At 55.0% G+C, this 16,910-nt stretch carries 12 protein-coding genes; 2 read left to right on the top strand and 10 right to left on the bottom strand.

Translation table 11 applies throughout. The features are described from left to right. Position 1: 1 nt before the first annotated feature. From ACN0WX_RS05955 to aspS, 4 genes are all read right to left on the bottom strand, one after another. The gene (locus tag ACN0WX_RS05955; protein WP_417621391.1) at positions 2 to 787 is read right to left on the bottom strand and encodes a polyphosphate kinase 2 family protein; all 786 of its coding nucleotides are present in this window, start codon (positions 785 to 787) and stop codon (positions 2 to 4) included. A gap of 145 nt (positions 788 to 932) precedes the next feature. Next, a complete protein-coding gene (locus ACN0WX_RS05950; protein WP_417621390.1) occupies positions 933 to 1,886 on the bottom strand; it encodes a hypothetical protein in 954 nt (317 codons plus the stop codon). 50 nt (positions 1,887 to 1,936) lie between these two features. Beyond that, entirely contained in the window at positions 1,937 to 2,791 is an 855-nt protein-coding gene (locus ACN0WX_RS05945; RefSeq protein WP_417621389.1) for an alpha/beta fold hydrolase, read from the bottom strand. 83 nt (positions 2,792 to 2,874) lie between these two features. Beyond that, positions 2,875 to 4,659, bottom strand: a complete 1,785-nt coding sequence (gene aspS, locus ACN0WX_RS05940) for an aspartate--tRNA ligase (RefSeq protein ID WP_417621388.1) — start codon at positions 4,657 to 4,659, stop codon at positions 2,875 to 2,877. A 665-nt stretch (positions 4,660 to 5,324) separates the two neighbouring features. On the opposite strand from aspS, the gene ACN0WX_RS05935 reads away from it, so the two are divergent. Then, the gene (locus tag ACN0WX_RS05935) at positions 5,325 to 7,718 is read left to right on the top strand and encodes a zinc dependent phospholipase C family protein (RefSeq protein ID WP_417621387.1); all 2,394 of its coding nucleotides are present in this window, start codon (positions 5,325 to 5,327) and stop codon (positions 7,716 to 7,718) included. Between the two features lie 362 nt (positions 7,719 to 8,080). On the opposite strand, the gene ACN0WX_RS05930 is transcribed toward ACN0WX_RS05935, so the two are convergent. Continuing rightward, positions 8,081 to 9,595 carry an FAD-binding oxidoreductase gene (locus tag ACN0WX_RS05930; protein WP_417621386.1) on the bottom strand — a complete coding sequence of 505 codons (1,515 nt, stop codon included), beginning with the start codon at positions 9,593 to 9,595 and terminating at the stop codon, positions 8,081 to 8,083. Continuing rightward, on the bottom strand, positions 9,595 to 9,927 hold the full coding sequence (locus tag ACN0WX_RS05925; RefSeq protein ID WP_417621385.1) for a hypothetical protein: 333 nt from the start codon (positions 9,925 to 9,927) through the stop codon (positions 9,595 to 9,597). The genes ACN0WX_RS05930 and ACN0WX_RS05925 overlap by 1 nt, the downstream gene beginning before the upstream one ends. A gap of 72 nt (positions 9,928 to 9,999) precedes the next feature. On the opposite strand from ACN0WX_RS05925, the gene rnd reads away from it, so the two are divergent. After that, positions 10,000 to 11,190 carry a ribonuclease D gene (gene rnd, locus ACN0WX_RS05920; protein WP_417621384.1) on the top strand — a complete coding sequence of 397 codons (1,191 nt, stop codon included), beginning with the start codon at positions 10,000 to 10,002 and terminating at the stop codon, positions 11,188 to 11,190. 32 nt (positions 11,191 to 11,222) lie between these two features. On the opposite strand, the gene ACN0WX_RS05915 is transcribed toward rnd, so the two are convergent. From ACN0WX_RS05915 to ACN0WX_RS05900, 4 genes are read right to left on the bottom strand one after another with little or no spacing between them, the layout of a single operon-like run. Beyond that, on the bottom strand, positions 11,223 to 12,728 hold the full coding sequence (locus ACN0WX_RS05915) for a Ppx/GppA family phosphatase (RefSeq protein WP_417621383.1): 1,506 nt from the start codon (positions 12,726 to 12,728) through the stop codon (positions 11,223 to 11,225). An 11-nt stretch (positions 12,729 to 12,739) separates the two neighbouring features. Next, positions 12,740 to 14,893, bottom strand: a complete 2,154-nt coding sequence (locus ACN0WX_RS05910) for an RNA degradosome polyphosphate kinase (protein ID WP_417621858.1) — start codon at positions 14,891 to 14,893, stop codon at positions 12,740 to 12,742. A gap of 39 nt (positions 14,894 to 14,932) precedes the next feature. Further along, on the bottom strand, positions 14,933 to 15,550 hold the full coding sequence (locus ACN0WX_RS05905; protein ID WP_417621382.1) for a chromosomal replication initiator DnaA: 618 nt from the start codon (positions 15,548 to 15,550) through the stop codon (positions 14,933 to 14,935). A 12-nt stretch (positions 15,551 to 15,562) separates the two neighbouring features. Beyond that, positions 15,563 to 16,858, bottom strand: coding sequence for a heavy-metal-associated domain-containing protein (locus ACN0WX_RS05900; RefSeq protein ID WP_417621381.1), 1,296 nt, complete (start codon positions 16,856 to 16,858; stop codon positions 15,563 to 15,565). Positions 16,859 to 16,910: the final 52 nt, after the last annotated feature.

The following is a 16,910-nucleotide window of genomic DNA, read 5'->3' as shown; positions in this document are numbered from 1 at the left end:
CCTAGTCTTCCGCCTCATAGCCAAAAGCATCATGCGCCAGCTTCACCAGCTCCGGATTGGCGTCAGGCAATTCTTCGGGCAACGCTGCCTCCAGCGATTCCACGACATGGGTCATCGCGGCAATGCGCGCGGATTTCTTGTCGTTGCCGGCAATCACTTTCCACGGCGCCCAGCGGGTATCCGTATATTTGAACATGTCGTGCATCGCATCGAGATATTCAGGGCGTTTTTCGCGGTTGCGGAAATCTTCGGCGGTGATTTTCCAGCGCTTGTGCGGCGTATCCAGCCGTTTGGCGAGGCGCGCATCCTGCTCTTCCTGCGTCGTGTGGAAGAATAATTTTATCAGATTGGTGCCGCCATCAATCTGCTGGGCTTCGAATTCGTTGATCTCGTCATAGCCCCGTTTCCATTCGGCAGCGCTGCAGAAATTCTCGACCCTTTCCACCAGCACGCGGCCATACCAACTGCGGTCGAACACACCGATTTCCCGGCTGCCTGGCAATTTCTGCCAGAAGCGCCATAGAAAATGCCGGTCTTTCGCTTCCTTGCTCGGCGCGCCAATTGGCCAGACATCATAATAGCGCGGGTCCCATTCCCCGGTCATCCGGCGGATCGTTCCGCCCTTCCCTGCTGCATCCCAGCCTTCGAACACGAGAATTGACCGGCTACCATGAATGATATGCTTGAAATGGACATGGGCAAGCCGGTCCTGAAGATCCTTCAGCGCCTTGTCATAATCGCCATCATATTTGTCGCCGGATTCATAGTCAGAAAGGTTGATTGTCATTTGCGCTCCGCCGTCCCGTTTTTGATGAAGGGCCCTGGGTTAAATATTGCTTCATCTGCTGCCAGAAATTCTGGACGCAGGAAACAGGCCCGTCTGACGACATAATATTGTGAACCATATCCGGACAATGGATTAACGCAATCCGTCAATTTCGGTTTTCAGCCATTCCAGATTGGTGCAGCTCCCATTCGAGCATCGCTTGCCGGTGACCGCCCGCACGTTGCAGGGAATCGGCCACTTCATATTTTCCCGGTGCGAGCCTGTCTGCCTCATCGTATAAAGCCATGGCGGAATCGAGATCACCGCGCTGTTCGGCGCAAAGCGCGCGGTTAAAAGACAGCGAGACATGAGATAGTCCGTTTTGCGCGGCATCATCCCACATCCGGCAGGCTTCCGCCGGGTTGGTTTTTGTCATTTTAACGGCCGCCTTGAATAAATTGCTCTGGGCCTTGGTCATACCCTTGCGGCTTTCAAGCACCCGGACATCCAGACGATATTGTCTCGGCGCAAGGTCATTGCGGATTGCATCCGCTGTTTCCGCCAGCATCGACCGGATTACGGATTCACTATAGGCAAAATCCTCTTCATCGCCCTCGCAAACGGTCTGTTCCTTTTTATGGGGGAAGCTCTCGGTATAGATGCTGCGCCCGTCGCTATAGCGCGTCCCCCGAACCTGAGCGCGAAAGTCGATCACTCGTGTCAGGCAGTTCACATCGATATCTTTATAGGTAAGACATTTGTCTTTCGTACCCCGTTCGACGCAGCGATTCCGTTTGGCGACGATTTTATACTCGTCAACACCGGCGGTTACCTGACCAGAAAGTGTCGCGTCCGACTGCACCGCGGATCGTCCGCCGATGACATCAAAATAGGGCTGACCGCTCACTGTGACAGCAGAAAGGCGATCTTCCAGTTCAAACGCCAGCGACCGTCCGTCGCTACCGCCAAAATTGCCGATCGCCACCGACAATATTTCAGCAAATCCGTCGGACTCTGCGGGCGTCATGCCATCGATGGTCAGAACCTCGGCATTTGCGGCAGATGCAAGGCCAGCAAAGGCCGCTATGGCGATAACCATCGCACTCAATCTTCTGGTCATTTCCTTCCCCCGCGGTTCAGGCTTTCACCAATGTTGATGTTGACGGGCTTCTAGCATTTCTCAATGATTCCGGCAATCCGCTTTGGATCCTGCATCGGCATGAAATGGGTGAGTTCAGGAAGATAGACATCTGTTCCCTGGGCGAAATCATCCGCGAGACCAGGCGGTGTGGGTGAGGACGCAAAATCGAAAACGCCGTCCTGGCCCCGCTGCGGCGCGCGCAATATCATCACCGGTTGTTTTATCCGCTCGATCAGCGGCCATGGATCGACCGATATGCTGGCTGCATAGACCGATGCTTCGACTTGCGGCGGACAGGCAAGCAGGAAGCCCCCTTCACCATCCGGCAGCAGGCCATAGTCACAATAGTCCCGCAGCACCTCCACGTCCCACAGCCGATAGGGATGGCGGTCGCGAAACCGTTCAAACATCGCATCAGCCGAAGTCCAGCTGTTACGGCGCTTGGCAACCATGGCATTGATCACACTATAGTCCGGCGGATTATTGTAGACGGCGCGATCCATGACCACCGGGTCGACGAGCACCAGCCGCTCGACCAGATCCGGCAATTTGTCCGCGACCTGTATCAGACAATGACCACCCATGCTGTGCCCGACGCCAACAGCAAATTTCGTTCCGAGCGCATCCAGTAGCTCGACCGTCGCATCGGCTACCATCGCCCAGTCGCTGATCATCGGACTGGCGCTTCGCCCGTGGCCCAGTTGATCGACGGCGATAACATGGGTGTCGTCCGAAAAAGCATCGACAACCTTGTCCCAGCAGCGCGCATGAAAACCGGTCGCGTGGAGCAGCAATATCGACGGGCTATCGCCTGCCGTGCCCCACTCGAAATAGCAAATATCGCCGTGGAAGGACTGGAAATGATGCTCGACGGGGTTGATCATGCGCGGGTTCCGTTAGTCTTGGGCCGGCCACAGGACAACTAGCGACAAGCGTGGCGCGACGGGCTCACCGCCAAGATTTGGACCTAGCCTTCCTTGGGCGGCTCGACCACGCGAATATGCAGTTCCCGCAATTGCTTCGCCGCAACCGGGCTGGGCGCGCTCATCATCAGGTCCTCGGCCTTCTGGTTCATCGGGAACAGCACGACCTCGCGAATATTCGGTTCATTGGCCAGCATCATCACGATCCGGTCAACGCCCGGTGCCGAACCGCCATGCGGCGGCGCACCATATTTCAGCGCGTTGATCATACCGGAAAATTCAGTGTCGACCTGCTCCTTGGTATAGCCGGCAATCTCGAACGCCTTGTACATGATATCGGGCCGGTGGTTCCGGATCGCGCCGGACGACAGCTCGATGCCGTTGCAGACAATATCATATTGCCAGGCCAGAATATCGAGCGGATCCTGGTTTTCCAGCGCTTCCAGCTCGCCCTGCGGCATCGAGAACGGGTTGTGCGAGAAATCGAGTTTTTTCAGCTCGTCGTCATATTCGAACATCGGATAGTCGACGATCCAGCAGAATTTGAACGCGTTCTTGTCGATCAGGTCGAGCTGTTCCGCGGTCCGGGTCCGGGCCAGTCCGGCGAGCCGCGCGGCTTCCGCTTCCTTGCCCGCGGCAAAGAAGACGCCATCATCGGGACCACAGCCGAGATCGGCGAGCAGTTTGGCCGTGCCTTCTTCGCCATGGTTCTTGGCAATCGGCCCGCCAGCCGCGCCTTCCTTCATGTTGATATAGCCCAGCCCGGCGAAGCCTTCGCTGCGCGCCCAGTCATTCATCGCATCAAAGAATTTCCGGCTGTTCTTGCCGGCTTCCGGCGCGACAAAGGCACGCACGGTGCCGCCGGACGAGGTGATCTTGTCGAACAGACCGAAACCGGAGCCCTTGAAATGCTTGCTGACGTCCTGAATGATGATCGGGTTGCGCAGGTCCGGCTTGTCATTGCCATATTTCAGCATCGATTCCTTGTAGGGAATGCGCGGAAATTCACCGGCGGGAGTCACCGAACGGCCATTGGCAAATTCTTCAAACACGCCAGCCAGCACCGGTTCCAGCGTCTGGAACACATCCTCCTGGGTGACAAAGCTCATCTCGAAATCGAGCTGGTAAAATTCACCCGGCGAGCGATCGGCGCGGGCATCCTCGTCGCGGAAACAGGGCGCGATCTGGAAATAGCGGTCGAAACCGGCGACCATCAGCATCTGCTTGAACATCTGCGGCGCCTGCGGCAGCGCGTAGAATTTGCCGGGATGGACGCGGCTCGGCACCAGATAGTCGCGCGCACCTTCCGGAGACGATGCGGTCAGGATCGGCGTCTGGAACTCGGTGAAGCCCTGATCGGTCATCCGCTTGCGCAGGCTGGCGATCACCTTGGAACGCAGCATCATGTTGGCGTGCACCGACTCGCGGCGCAGATCGAGGAAGCGGTAGCGCAGGCGGATATCTTCGGGATATTCCTGCTCACCGAACACCGGCATCGGCAATTCCTCGGCCGGTCCCTGCATGTCCACCGTGGCGGCAACCAGTTCGACATCACCGGTCGGCAGGTTCTTGTTCACCGTTTCCTCGTCGCGGGCGACAACCTTGCCGGTCACCGTTACCACCGACTCCACCCGCGCACCGTCGAGTATCCTGAACGCCTCGCTGCCGGTCTCGCTGACAATCTGGGTCAGGCCAAAATGGTCGCGCAGATCGACAAACAGCAGATTGCCATGGTCGCGTTTGCGATGGATCCAGCCGGAGAGACGAACTTCCTCGCCGACGTGCGAAGAGCGAAGCGCGGAACAATTATGGGTGCGATATGCGTGCATGATGGACCTTTGGAATCTTGGAAGCTAGCGTTACGCTATGTTGTGCGCGTAACACAGGTCTGCGCGCCATTTGTCAAGGCTTGAGATTGCCCGAACAGGCCCTGCGCCGCAGTCGATGCGGAGTTTTCGGAGGGACAGGGCTATCGTCGGCGAAAGCTCCGTATCACACAAGGGGATTTGGTGATGTAGCCCATCCTTCATCCCACGCAATCTATGGATCGAGACTATGATATTCCCTCGCATCCTTTATCGGGATTTCCGCTGCTTCCGTAATATCCCGAAAGCGGGCGTTATATTTAATCGTATTTGACGGCGACAAGTGGGTGGGGAGCAGTCATTGAGCTTTGCTCTAACTAATCTCCGCTACATCGCGAACGACGACGTTCAAACCCTCCATCAATCGAAATTTTCCTCCTGCGAATATCGTAGAACAATATTACAGTGACACCATCATAGTGAATATCACAGCGTGATTGCCATCACGCTACTCACCCATCAAAATTTGCAAGTTAATCAGCCTAGAAATAAAGTAGATACAAAATAATTTGAGTAGTTTGATATTTATTTGAAACATAGGTTGCATTCCATGACCGGAGAAAACTGCCGGAAATGGTCTCGATCTTTTGAGTCTGGTTGGATTAACATAGATTAGGGGGTTAGCAATTATGATATTGTGCAGAATGGCGCGGCGCCCAGCCGACTTTAGCTTAACAGCACTTTCGGCATTGGTCGTGCTATTGGTAATCCTGTTGTTCTCATCCCCTGCACATGCTTTCAAGATTGAAACTCACGTTTGGATATCTCAACAAGTGATCAACGAACTGCAGCGAAATGCAGACGGGTCCATATTGATAAAGATAGGCAACGAAGACAAGCGACTTCTTATTCCGGCTTATGTTCGGACAGCGATCTTGAAGCATCCGGAATATTATCGGATGGGGAATATTGGACCTGACGCTTTCCCAGGGATTTTTGAAGGTCAGATGGCAATCCATACTGATGAAAGTGGATGGGGTACTGGCGACTGGCTTTCCTATCTTTTGAATAATGTAGAAACGGGCGAAGAAATAGCATTTGTGTATGGTATGATTGCTCATGCTGCGGCTGACACTTGGGCCCATAGCTATGTCAATCACTATACCGGCGACGTCTATGCGCTGACCGATTCAGAAACACATGTCGAAGCACGCCATTTTCTTTTGGAAGGATATATTTCAAATAAAATGCCGCCATTTCTGTCTGCATCGGGTTCATCATTGGGGGCGGCGGAAACGTTAATCCGAAAAGGCGACGAACTGGCAGTCCCTACAGAATTTTTATTGCGGATGTTTGTTCAGGATGACCGCGCTGCAAAAAAACTGGCCTCGGCAGGGTCCGTACATTTTCTTGCCGTTAACCGTCTGCACAGCGCAATCGATAACTTGATACGTGATGGCGGTCCTATTGAGGATCTGCACCGTTTCGCACAAAATATAGCCATTTATTCACTAGCCGGATATTATGCCGACCGGAAGCAACTGGAAACGATTAGCGAGGCTCATCAGAAATGGAAAAATACTCAAAATAAGGATTTAGATAAATTACAGAAGGAGCATGGTCAGTATGCCAAATTGGTCGAAAGTTCTTTTGCTCAACATGACAAGCATGTCATTTATCAGCTAGAACTGGCATCTGAAGCACTTTCAAAAGCGGCAGAGTTCCACAAAGCGATGGATGACCTGGAAGACGAAATATTTGAAAAAGTCCAAGAGTTGAAGTTGATTCCAAAAATTCCCGTACCCACAATGGTGAACAAGAGAAAATGCGGCGGTTGGCCGGTACGCGTATGTGTAACTGTTAAAGTTCCCGGCGTGAAATTGGTGGAGGGTCCCGAAGCGAAATTGGTCAGGGTGGCGATTGCCCAAAAGAGAAAATTGAAAACTGGGCTAAGAAATAAATTGTCGGAGCAAATCTCCAAGCAGCAACAATTTGTCGAAAATACTCACGCAACGGTGATCAGCCTGTACCAGCGAAAAAACGCGATCATGGATTCGATTATCGATATGGTTCAGCGGATCAATTCCGACGAGAACCCGTTCAGGCAAACGCTGGTCAATTGGAAGACAGACAACGAATCCGCAATGAAGAACTATTTCCTTGCGAACGGACTGGCCATGTCAAACACAATGCATGATGAAAGTATGCTCGAACCGTTGACGAATTGGCTGGGTTGCGATGCATGGACATTCATTGGTGTCCCACATGATGCAATCGAGGCAGGGTGCGAGTTAAGATATGCGTTTCAAGACATCAAAAATTTGCTGGATGCAGCAAAGCAACTTGATCCAGTTTCCGCTGAATTGCACAAAAAGATAGAATTGGTGAAGGCCGAGTTGTTTACTGTTGCTCAGGATGAAGGTCTAAAATTCGGAGATTCTATTCTCAGTACCGATATGAAGAATCTGGCGGATGCTATGACCGCAAAACCGACCAGCGGGAATTTGAATTCCCAATTTTCCCAGTCACCGTCCAGCAAAAAACTGCTCAAATTCTCCAATATCTCAGAGCGAGTCAAATTCGACATGAACCTCGGAGCTGATGGCAAATTCAGTCCCGAAAGCTTCCCTGCGATTTACAATGCAACCTTGCTCGCAAAAATGTCTCTTCTGGATGCGGACGGCTTAAACGCCCTGGCACAACGCAATCTTTATTCAATTGGCAATGCTGCTGACAGGAATATAATGTTCAGACTCTCGAAATCCATCGACGGAGATTATCAATGGATGAAACAGGCCCCATCATATGCAAGGCGTGATGGCAGCCATTTCGAAACCGAAAAACATAAATACAGCTATAAATCCGGTTTTCCGTTTTGGAAAAAAGACGGTCAGCGGAATCAGGTCTTCCGGAAAATTTTCAAAGGACCGCTTCACCCCTCCTTGTTTTCATCGGACAGCGAGGAGTTTCCGAAGATACTGCCGGATAACTATAACTTTCGTCCTTCAGACCAATGTGGTTACCCGTCCAAACACGACAGCTATAAATGCAGCAATAGCATTTGGGACAAAATAGGACTCTAATGAACGCAGGATGAGAAAGTTGCGGTGACTTGTTGCTCTGAAGTTTGCACTGTGCGGTGAAATTAGGGTCGATATGGTTACGTCTGCAATTTCCCTCAAGCGGGCTCAAATCTTTGGATAGTTGTAATAGTGGTAGCGGCGATATGTGGGCGACCAGATCCTTTGTTCGTAATGCCCCTTTTGCGCCATAGCCAACACCCGAACAAACCGCTGATTATGCGTTTTCAGACTATTTGGTGAACCGTTGATCCGGAATGCGGCCTGCACCTTCCGCTTTTGGTGCAGCAAAACATTATATATTCGGATGGTCACTTTAGCGTGATCATCTCTTTATCCCCCGCATCAAGTACAGGGCACGAAGCCTAGATCAGGCCCAGTTTCACCAGTTCATCATTGGCGAACACTGCGCGATCCGCCGCATCCGGCATCACTTGCGCCTGCGCCCATTTCCAGTCGGCGAAATCCTGCCCGTAATCCTGCTGGACCCGATGTTGGTCGAGATTGTTGGTTTTCCCCCAATGGCGGGTAAAGGCAATTCCGGCATCATCCAGCGCCTCAACCACCTTCTTATAGCCTTGATGACTGGATTCGACATTGGGCCCGTCAAAGTCGATCACGACATTCTCCGGCCAGTGCGCGGGCGCGAGCAGCCCCTTTGCCTTGTGCACGAAGCGCAGGGTGACAACCGTCCCGCCCCCACCGCTTCGAAAACTATCAATAATTAAATCAAAGGCTTCACTAAGCTTTCTGCGATCAAGTGTGACTGAACCATTGAACAGGCTACCGATCGGACAATGTTCCTCGGTCGTGTGGCCCCAAGTGGCAATCGCCGGCGGATCATCGACATCGCGATTTTCGGGATAGCCTTTCTCCATCGCCATTTGCAATATCTCGGCCTTGAACAAATCGCTGTTCGCCATCACCTTGCCGAGCAAGGTCAGAGCATCGTAGCCGGCACCCATGTCACCCGGCGGCGGTGGCGGGATACTCGCATCGAACGGACGCTTGTAGAGGAAGCGCAACAGACTTTTTTTATCGAAAGGATCAAAAGGATTGAGAATAACCTGTTGAAAATAGGGCTCTTCGTTGAACCCAAATTCACAGGAAAATTTCCTGAATTCGCCGCGGCACAACCAGTCGATATGCTCGCGCCGGATTTTCGCCGCCTTCTGGATATTCTGCACCATATAGATGGGATCGGTCTCGATCAGCATCGCGGTGACAAAGCCCATGGCCCCGACATGAAGCTGCGCGGCGGCAAATATCCGGTCATCGCGGATGATTTCCGATCCGGTCTGCGCGATGAAATCATCCGACAGCACCGCTTTCTTCGGTGATACCCACAATATCCGGTCCGGCGTCACCAGCTGCACCGCCCGGACATGATCCTGAATCCCGCCTTCGCGCCAGACACTGCCATGGGTCCCGGTGGCACAGGCCCCGGCAAAACTCTGGCCGTTGCTCGCGCCGCCGGTGCGCAGTGACCGACCCAGTTCTTCCGCGCTTTCATAAACTTCATCGACGGTCGCGCCCGCCTGCACCAGCAGCAGCGCTTCGGCACCGACATCACAATCATCGTGCAGATCTTTGGCCGACAGCTTGTACGTCCGGTTAAGTCGCAAGGTTTCGACCAGCCAGCCATCCTCGACCACATTGATCGGCGACGGCGACCAGCCCGCGCCAATCGGCCGCACCGGAATATGATATTGCCGCGCTTCCCGGAGCAGCGCCAGAACCGATTCTGCCACGCCTTTGAGATGGGCCCGGCCATTGGCGTGATCGCCATTGGCCAGCTCAATCCGATCCTTCAGATTGCACTCGGCGGTATGATGATAATTGTGCCAGACCTGGTGGCCGAGACGAACGATCCGGGTCATCAGGCTTCTCCCACGTCAGAGTCGCCCGCATAGCAGCGATAGGCAATGCTTACCGTGCGGACAAAGCCAAACGTCACAAGACAGACAAGAATAGCCTTGCCGGTCATGAAGAAGCGCATGTCGTTAATCCCGAGCCGCTCGCAATCATCGACCTGCAGGGATCGTCCCCGCCGCGATGCAAAGCCCCAGGCCAATATCGTAATCTCGATGGTCTTGCCGCCAATCGGTCGTGGATCCGCCATCGCCAGATAGGCATCGCCCCAGAGTGCCATGGTCTGCCCCAGCATCAGCAATGTGAGCAAACCGATCAGAATTAGTGGCCAAAATGCCATGATTCCTCCCCCAATTTTGTCCTGCGCCCACGAATTGTTTGCGGGATGAGCCGCCCGATGTATAGGATAAAAATGCATATCCATAACTTGCTGACAGACAATCAGGACATCGCCGATATTTGTGACCGCTTCGCGTCTGCGGATTTCGTGACGGTTGATACAGAGTTCATGCGCGAGAATACCTATTGGCCGATTCTCTGCCTGATCCAGATATCCGACGGCAAGGAAGCGGCGGCAATTGATCCGCTGGCCAAGGGCGTTGATCTTGGCCCCCTCCTTGACCTGCTGGTCAACAATGAAGACGTGCTCAAGATATTTCATGCTGGCGGACAGGATGTTGAAATCATCCACAATATGACGGGCAAAACTCCTCACCCGATTTTCGACACCCAGATCGCGGCGATGGCAATCGGCCAGAGCGAACAGATCGGCTATGCCAATCTCGTTGACAGTTATCTCGGGATCACGCTGGACAAAGGCGCCCGCTTTACCGACTGGTCACGCCGACCGCTCAACGCCCGTCAACTGGAATATGCCATTGCCGACGTCACCCACCTCGCCAAAATTTTCCCGATGATGCTGGACAAACTGCGCGAAACTGGCCGTGGCATGTGGATCAACGCCGAGATGGAAAAGCTCGCTGATCCCGATAATTACGTCAATGATCCGGAAAAATCCTGGCTGCGGGTCAAGTCGCAAGGCCGCAATCTGGACATGCTCGGCAGGCTGAAAGCGCTGGCCGCCTGGCGGGAAATTGAAGCCCAGTCCAAGGACCTGCCCCGCGGTCGGATCATGCGCGACGAAACGCTCGCCGATATTGCCGCCCATCCGCCCCGCGAGCAATCCAAGCTGGGACAGGTCCGCGGTCTGTCCGCAGGCTGGAAAAACAACGATATCGGCGCCCGGTTGATGGAGGTTCTCGACCAAGCACAACCCCTGTCGCGCGATGATCTGCCGCTAAAAACCGGTCGCCGCCCCAAAAATGGCAAAGCAAACGCGCTGGTCACCGACCTGCTCAAGCTATTGCTCAAAATACGCTCCGCGGAAATGAATGTTGCCTCACGCCTGCTCGCGCGTGCGGACGATCTGGATCGTATCGTTGCCGGAGAACGTGAAGATGTTCCGCTGCTGGAAGGCTGGCGCTATGAGGAATTCGGGCGTGACGCCCTCGATCTGATCGAGGGCCGGGTGAGTTTCACGGTCAAGGATGGCAAGTTGAAAATGACCCATCAACAGGATGACGACGTCGCCCAAGCTGAATAGCGGACCACCGGCGCAACGGAAATCCGGAACAGCTAGATAGCGGTCATCACCGGTTCAAGTTCCATGATATTCGCGAGATGGCCATGGCGCTTGGCCACCGCGTCGCCATATAAATGGGTCAGATCTCCCGCTATCGTCAGCTCCAGCTTCTTGCCGGTTTTGCGAATCTGGGTCTGCTCCAGCGGATTACGGGTGCCGCCGCTCAGCCGCTGTCCCAGACGCATCGCCAGCCCCCAGCAAATAGCGCGTTTCGTCGCCTCCTCGCTGGCCAGCTGACCGCCGCCGGGATAAATATTATTGCCGCCGCCAAAACTGGTGAACAGCGCCTGCCCGAGCATCTCGCGTTCCGGGCCGGTGATCCCCACCCAGTTGCCATGCACCCCGATTTCCAGTCCCCGCTCCGCCCGGAAATTGGGATTGGCGCGCCAGGCAACATCGCCAAGATTGCAGGCCGCCTGCCGGATCCGGTGCCATTCGACCGGATCATCCGAAAAAATATCAGCGATCCACTTGCCGAGCAATTTGCTGTTTGCCGGGAAGCGGGCCTGCGCGGTTCCGGCATCTTCCGTCGCCAGCAACAGCGGATCGCGCACCGCTTCCTGCTTGCTGATATTCCGGAACAGCAAGCCCTCGCGCACGCCATAAGCCGAGACGACCATCTTGCTGCTCTGGAGATAGCGGACCAGCAGCGACAACAGCCATGCGGCATCGTTCAGCGTCGGTATGCGTGACGAGGAGAGCCCGGGTACGTTCTTGAGTTTTTCCTTGTTCAACTGGGCCAGACGACTGACCAGCCGCCGGGCGCGGCGCGGCTCCATTTCGTAATTGTGGATCACCGGCAAAGGATATTTGCTGTCGAACATGTCCAGTCGGGCGAGCGACCGCCAGGAACCGCCGACCAGATAGAAGGGCAATGCCTGCGCCTGCTTCTCCCAGCCGGTTTTCTTCAGCATTTTGCGCACCTGGCGCTTGAGCTTGTCCTTGCCTTTGGCGCGCAGGTCCGCAACGCGCAATACGCCGAGCGGAAAGGAAAAGCGTTCAAGCACTTTGCCATTTTCCACCATCGCCAGTTCCAGGCTGCCGCCGCCAAGGTCCCCGACAATGCCTTTTGCATCCGGAATGCCGGAAATCACGCCGAGGGCGGCCAGTTCCGCTTCCTCCTCCCCCTGCAGCACGGCCACATCATAACCGATCTCGCGCGCCGCTTTCAGAAGCTCCTTGCTGTTATTCGCATCGCGCACTGCAGCGGTGGCGAAACAGTTGATGCTGTCCACTTCCATTTCTTCGCAGAGCCGGTAGAACCGCTTCAGGCCGCGGACGGCAAGCTCCATCGAATCCTTGCTGATGGCACCGGTAGTCGACAATTCCCTGCCCAGCCCCGCCATCACCTTTTCATTGAACAGGATCGCTGGCACTCTCGCCGGGCCCTGATAGACGACCAGCCGGATGGAATTGGAACCGATGTCGACAATCGCCGTCCGCCGATTGAATGTCCGTTTTTTCGCACGCGCCGACTGAGGCAATGATCCTTTGTGCACCAACACCCCGATCAGGCTTTTTTCTTGCGGCGACGCAAGCTGAGACGAGGCACGGCATTGCTCTTCTTGAGCGCCTTGCCGCGTCCGGACAGGGACGGGTTGGTCATGAAATAGCGGTGCAGGTTAAACGGCTTGTCTGAAGGCTCGACCCTTGTGTAGCTGCCGTCGGCATTGAGTTCCCAGCTTTGCTCGTCATCGATCAAATTGGCGACCATGACCTGATCCAATATCTGGTCGTGGACGGTCGGATTGGTGATCGGCATCATATATTCCACGCGTCGGTCGAGATTGCGGGGCATCCAGTCGGCCGACGAGATATAAAGTTTCGCGCCGTCATTGGGCAGATCCTTGCCATTACCAAAGGCCCAGATACGGCTGTGTTCCAGAAAACGCCCGACTACCGATTTTACCCGGATATGGTCCGACATGCCCGGCACGTCCGGCCTCAGACAGCAAATGCCCCGCACAACCAGATCAATTTCGACACCGGCATTGCTGGCCTGATAAAGCTTCTCGATCAGCGCCGGATCGACCAGCGAGTTCATTTTTGCCCAGATCATGCCCGGCTTGCCGGAACGGACATTGGCGATTTCCTGGTCGATCAGGCCCATCAGGTCCTTGCGCATATTGCGCGGCGACATGGAGATGAGCTCAAGCTGCTTGGGCTCGACATAGCCGGTAATATAATTGAACAATTGGGCGGCATCGCGCGCAGCCTTGGGATCCGCAGTGAAGAAGCTGAGATCCGTATAGATTTTGGCTGTAATCGGGTGATAGTTACCGGTGCCAAAATGGCAGTAGGTACGATAGCCCTCCTGCTCCTTGCGGACGACCATCGATATTTTTGCGTGGGTTTTCCATTCGATAAACCCGTAAACGACCTGTACACCAGCCCGTTCCAAAGCACTCGCCCAGAGCAGATTCTGCTCTTCGTCAAACCGCGCCTTGAGCTCGACGACCGCGGTTACCGATTTGCCCGCTTCCGCAGCATCGATCAGCGCCCGGATGACGGCGGATTGCTTGCCGGCCCGATAGAGAGTCTGCTTGATCGCCACGACATCGGGATCGGCGGCGGCCTGTTTCAGAAACTCGATCACCACCTCGAAGGATTCATAGGGGTGATGGACCAATATGTCCTTGTCCCGGATGGCGGCAAAGCAATCACCGCCATGATCACGAATACGCTCCGGAAAACGCGGGCTGTAGGGCGTGAACTTCAGGTCGGGCCGGTCTTCCTCGACCAATATTTCAAGATCGCCAATCCCGACCAGACCATTGATCCGGCTTTCGGTGGCGCCGTCGTCGAGCAGATTTTCACGCAGCATCGCGACCACAGGCTCCGCCAGTTTTGGACCTAGTTCCAGACGGATCACATCGCCACGGCGGCGACGTTTGATCGCGCTCCGGAAATATCGCACCAGATCTTCGGCTTCCTCCTCAACCTCGATGTCACTGTCGCGGATAATCCGGAACAAGCCGCTGCTCTTCACAACATAACCGGGGAATAATATATCGGAAAACTGCTGGATTACGGTTTCAACCGAAACATAGACTGCCTTTTCGCCCGGCAATCGGATGAAGCGCGGCAAACCCGACGGGATCATCACCAGTTCCCGGATTCCCTGATTGTCCGATTCGCGGATCAGATCGAAAACCAGACTGAGGCCCTTGTTCGGAATGAACGGGAACGGATGCGCCGGATCGAGCGCCTGCGGGGTCAGTACCGGGAATATCTGGTCGAGAAAATGCTGCTGGAGCCAGATTTTCGAATCTTCGGAAAGATCGTCGACAACCGACACAAAAATATCTTCCGTAGCGAGGGTTTCGGCCAGTGCCGACCAGACCCGTTGCTGGTGATCAAGCAAAGCGTCGACTCGGGTCGCTATCGCTTCCAGCTGCTGCGAGGCGGTCAGGCCATCGGCAGAACGTTCCTCGATTTTCTGACGATATTGCCCGACCAGCCCGGCCAGCCGGACCATGAAAAATTCGTCGAGATTATTGCCGGAAATGGACAGGAAGCGCAGCCGTTCAAGCAGGGGATGAGCGCGATTTTCTGCCTCATCAATCACCCGTTCGTTGAAGCCGAGCCAGCTGATTTCGCGGTTGAAATAGCGCTGGCTCGCGTCTTCGGCCAAAGCGCCGGAACCGGTATCCGCTTGCGACATGTCCGCATCAAGCAACTCTGAAGCAGGTTTGACCATGGTTTAACTGTCCACCTTTTCATCCCCGGAGTCAAAATAACCGAGCGCGGATTTTGCGATTGCCAGATTGACCGGCTTCTTGGTCTCGATCGCCAGCGCATCCATTTTCTGCGCCAATTGCCGGACCATCGCATAAGACCGGATCATACGCTTTTCCAGATAGCGCAATGCATCCTGCGAAATAGTCAGTCCGCGCACGGCGAAATATTTCTGGAAAAGCCCTTCAATCATCGCCTGGTCTGGCGGACCGATTTCCCGATGCAGCGAAGCGGCAAGACGGGATTTCAGATCAGGAAGCGACACGCCCCACTCCGAAACCGGCTTTTCCGACAACAGCAACAGCGGCTTTTTTTCTGCATTTGCGCGATTCCACAGATGGAACATCTCGGTGTCGTCACACTGGTCGGCATCATCGAGGAAGAGCCCGCCGCTTTGCGCTTCAAATGTCGCAGCCATGGTCGATTTTCCGGAGGCTTCCGGACCAGTCAAGATCATCGTGTGATGCGGCCATTCGCGCCAGTTCTGCAAATACCGGTGCACCTCAGCATTGGCCGCCGTCACCAGATAGCCATCACCATCCGGCGACGGGTTCTGTTCGAGAGGAAGGGCTATCTGACTCACGGTCTCGCTTCTTCACTGTCCGGGACGACTGATACGCAATGCGCCCGCTCCTTGCTGAACCTGCCAGCCTTGCGAGCGCAGGGCCTGGGCAAGACCGGAAATATCACCATTATAGGTCACGCGCATGACAGACACCCCGCCAAGCGCGAGACTGGATGTCGACGCCGAGGAGACGCCCGGAACCGACCGCACCGACGCTTCGCCCCGGCCCACGGCCCCGACATCCGGGGTATCAAATTGCAGGGAAATCACCGTTGGTGCAGCCGGCGCAACAGCGGGCGTTTCACTGCTCGGTTCGTCGGATGCATCATTATCATCGGTGCCCGCCGCAGAATTGTCCTCGCCTTCACCCTCCAGCGCCGTCGCGCCACTATCAAGGTCAAAATCGTCGAGATTCAGTTCATCCAGGTTAAACGGATCCTCTATGATCAGCGACTTGTCGGTTTTCAAAATGCCGCGCGACAGGGCGCTGGCATAGATATTGTCGAGCCTCGCGATCCCCTGATCCAGCATTTTGGGAATATCCTCGCTTTTGCTCACCTTGAGGGTGAAGCTCTCGATAAAGCGGTTGTCGGGTCCATAGCGTGCAGAAAAACGTGCTTTGACGGGGCCGCCGGGATATTGATAGTTCAGCCGGACAATCGGAATGATGACATCCGCTGCGCCAAACTGATCCAATATATTTCGCCACCAGCGCCGATTCGGACGATTGGCCTGCCCCGCCGTCAGCACCAGCGATTCGCTGTCCGATCCATAAGGCCGCACATAGTCGATGGCGCTGTCGCCGGACTGAAATCTTGCCCAGGCTTTTTGCCATTCGGTACGGTTTTCAAATACCTGCGGCGAACCGCCACTCCACATGATCGGCAGCACCAGCAATGGTGGAGAGCGCAGGCGCCGGCCGCCGACGCCCAATATCGAGCCGGCTCTCGCCCGATCAAACATCACGCCCAGCGTGGCGATATAGCGTTTCGGACCGATCTGCTCTTCCTCGACGATAATCGCGGAAACAATGGTGTTGAGCGTATTGTCAGGCAGGCCGGAAGTTTCCCCACCCTGGGTGCGCTTGTAGAGCATCTTCCAGGCCTTGCGCTGGGCTTCTTCCCAGCCTTTTTTGCGCGCATCAAAGGCGTCATCACCATGGACGTCGACTTGCACGCCCATGACTTCAAAGTCACCGGTGCTGGCCAGTGGCGCAACGCCACGTTCAATGCCTTCCAGCTGGGCATAGACAACCGTGCCCGCGAGCACAGTCACCACCGCAAGGATGGCAGCGATCTTGATCCTGAAGTCAGTCAAAAAACTCATTTGCGCCCTTTTGACGATTATGGCGTGGAAATCCAGCCGCGAGTTGTCTAAT

The organism is Parasphingorhabdus sp. (genome assembly GCF_048269915.1).
Classification (GTDB): domain Bacteria; phylum Pseudomonadota; class Alphaproteobacteria; order Sphingomonadales; family Sphingomonadaceae; genus Parasphingorhabdus.
This window is presented reverse-complemented; position numbering and strand designations above follow the sequence as displayed.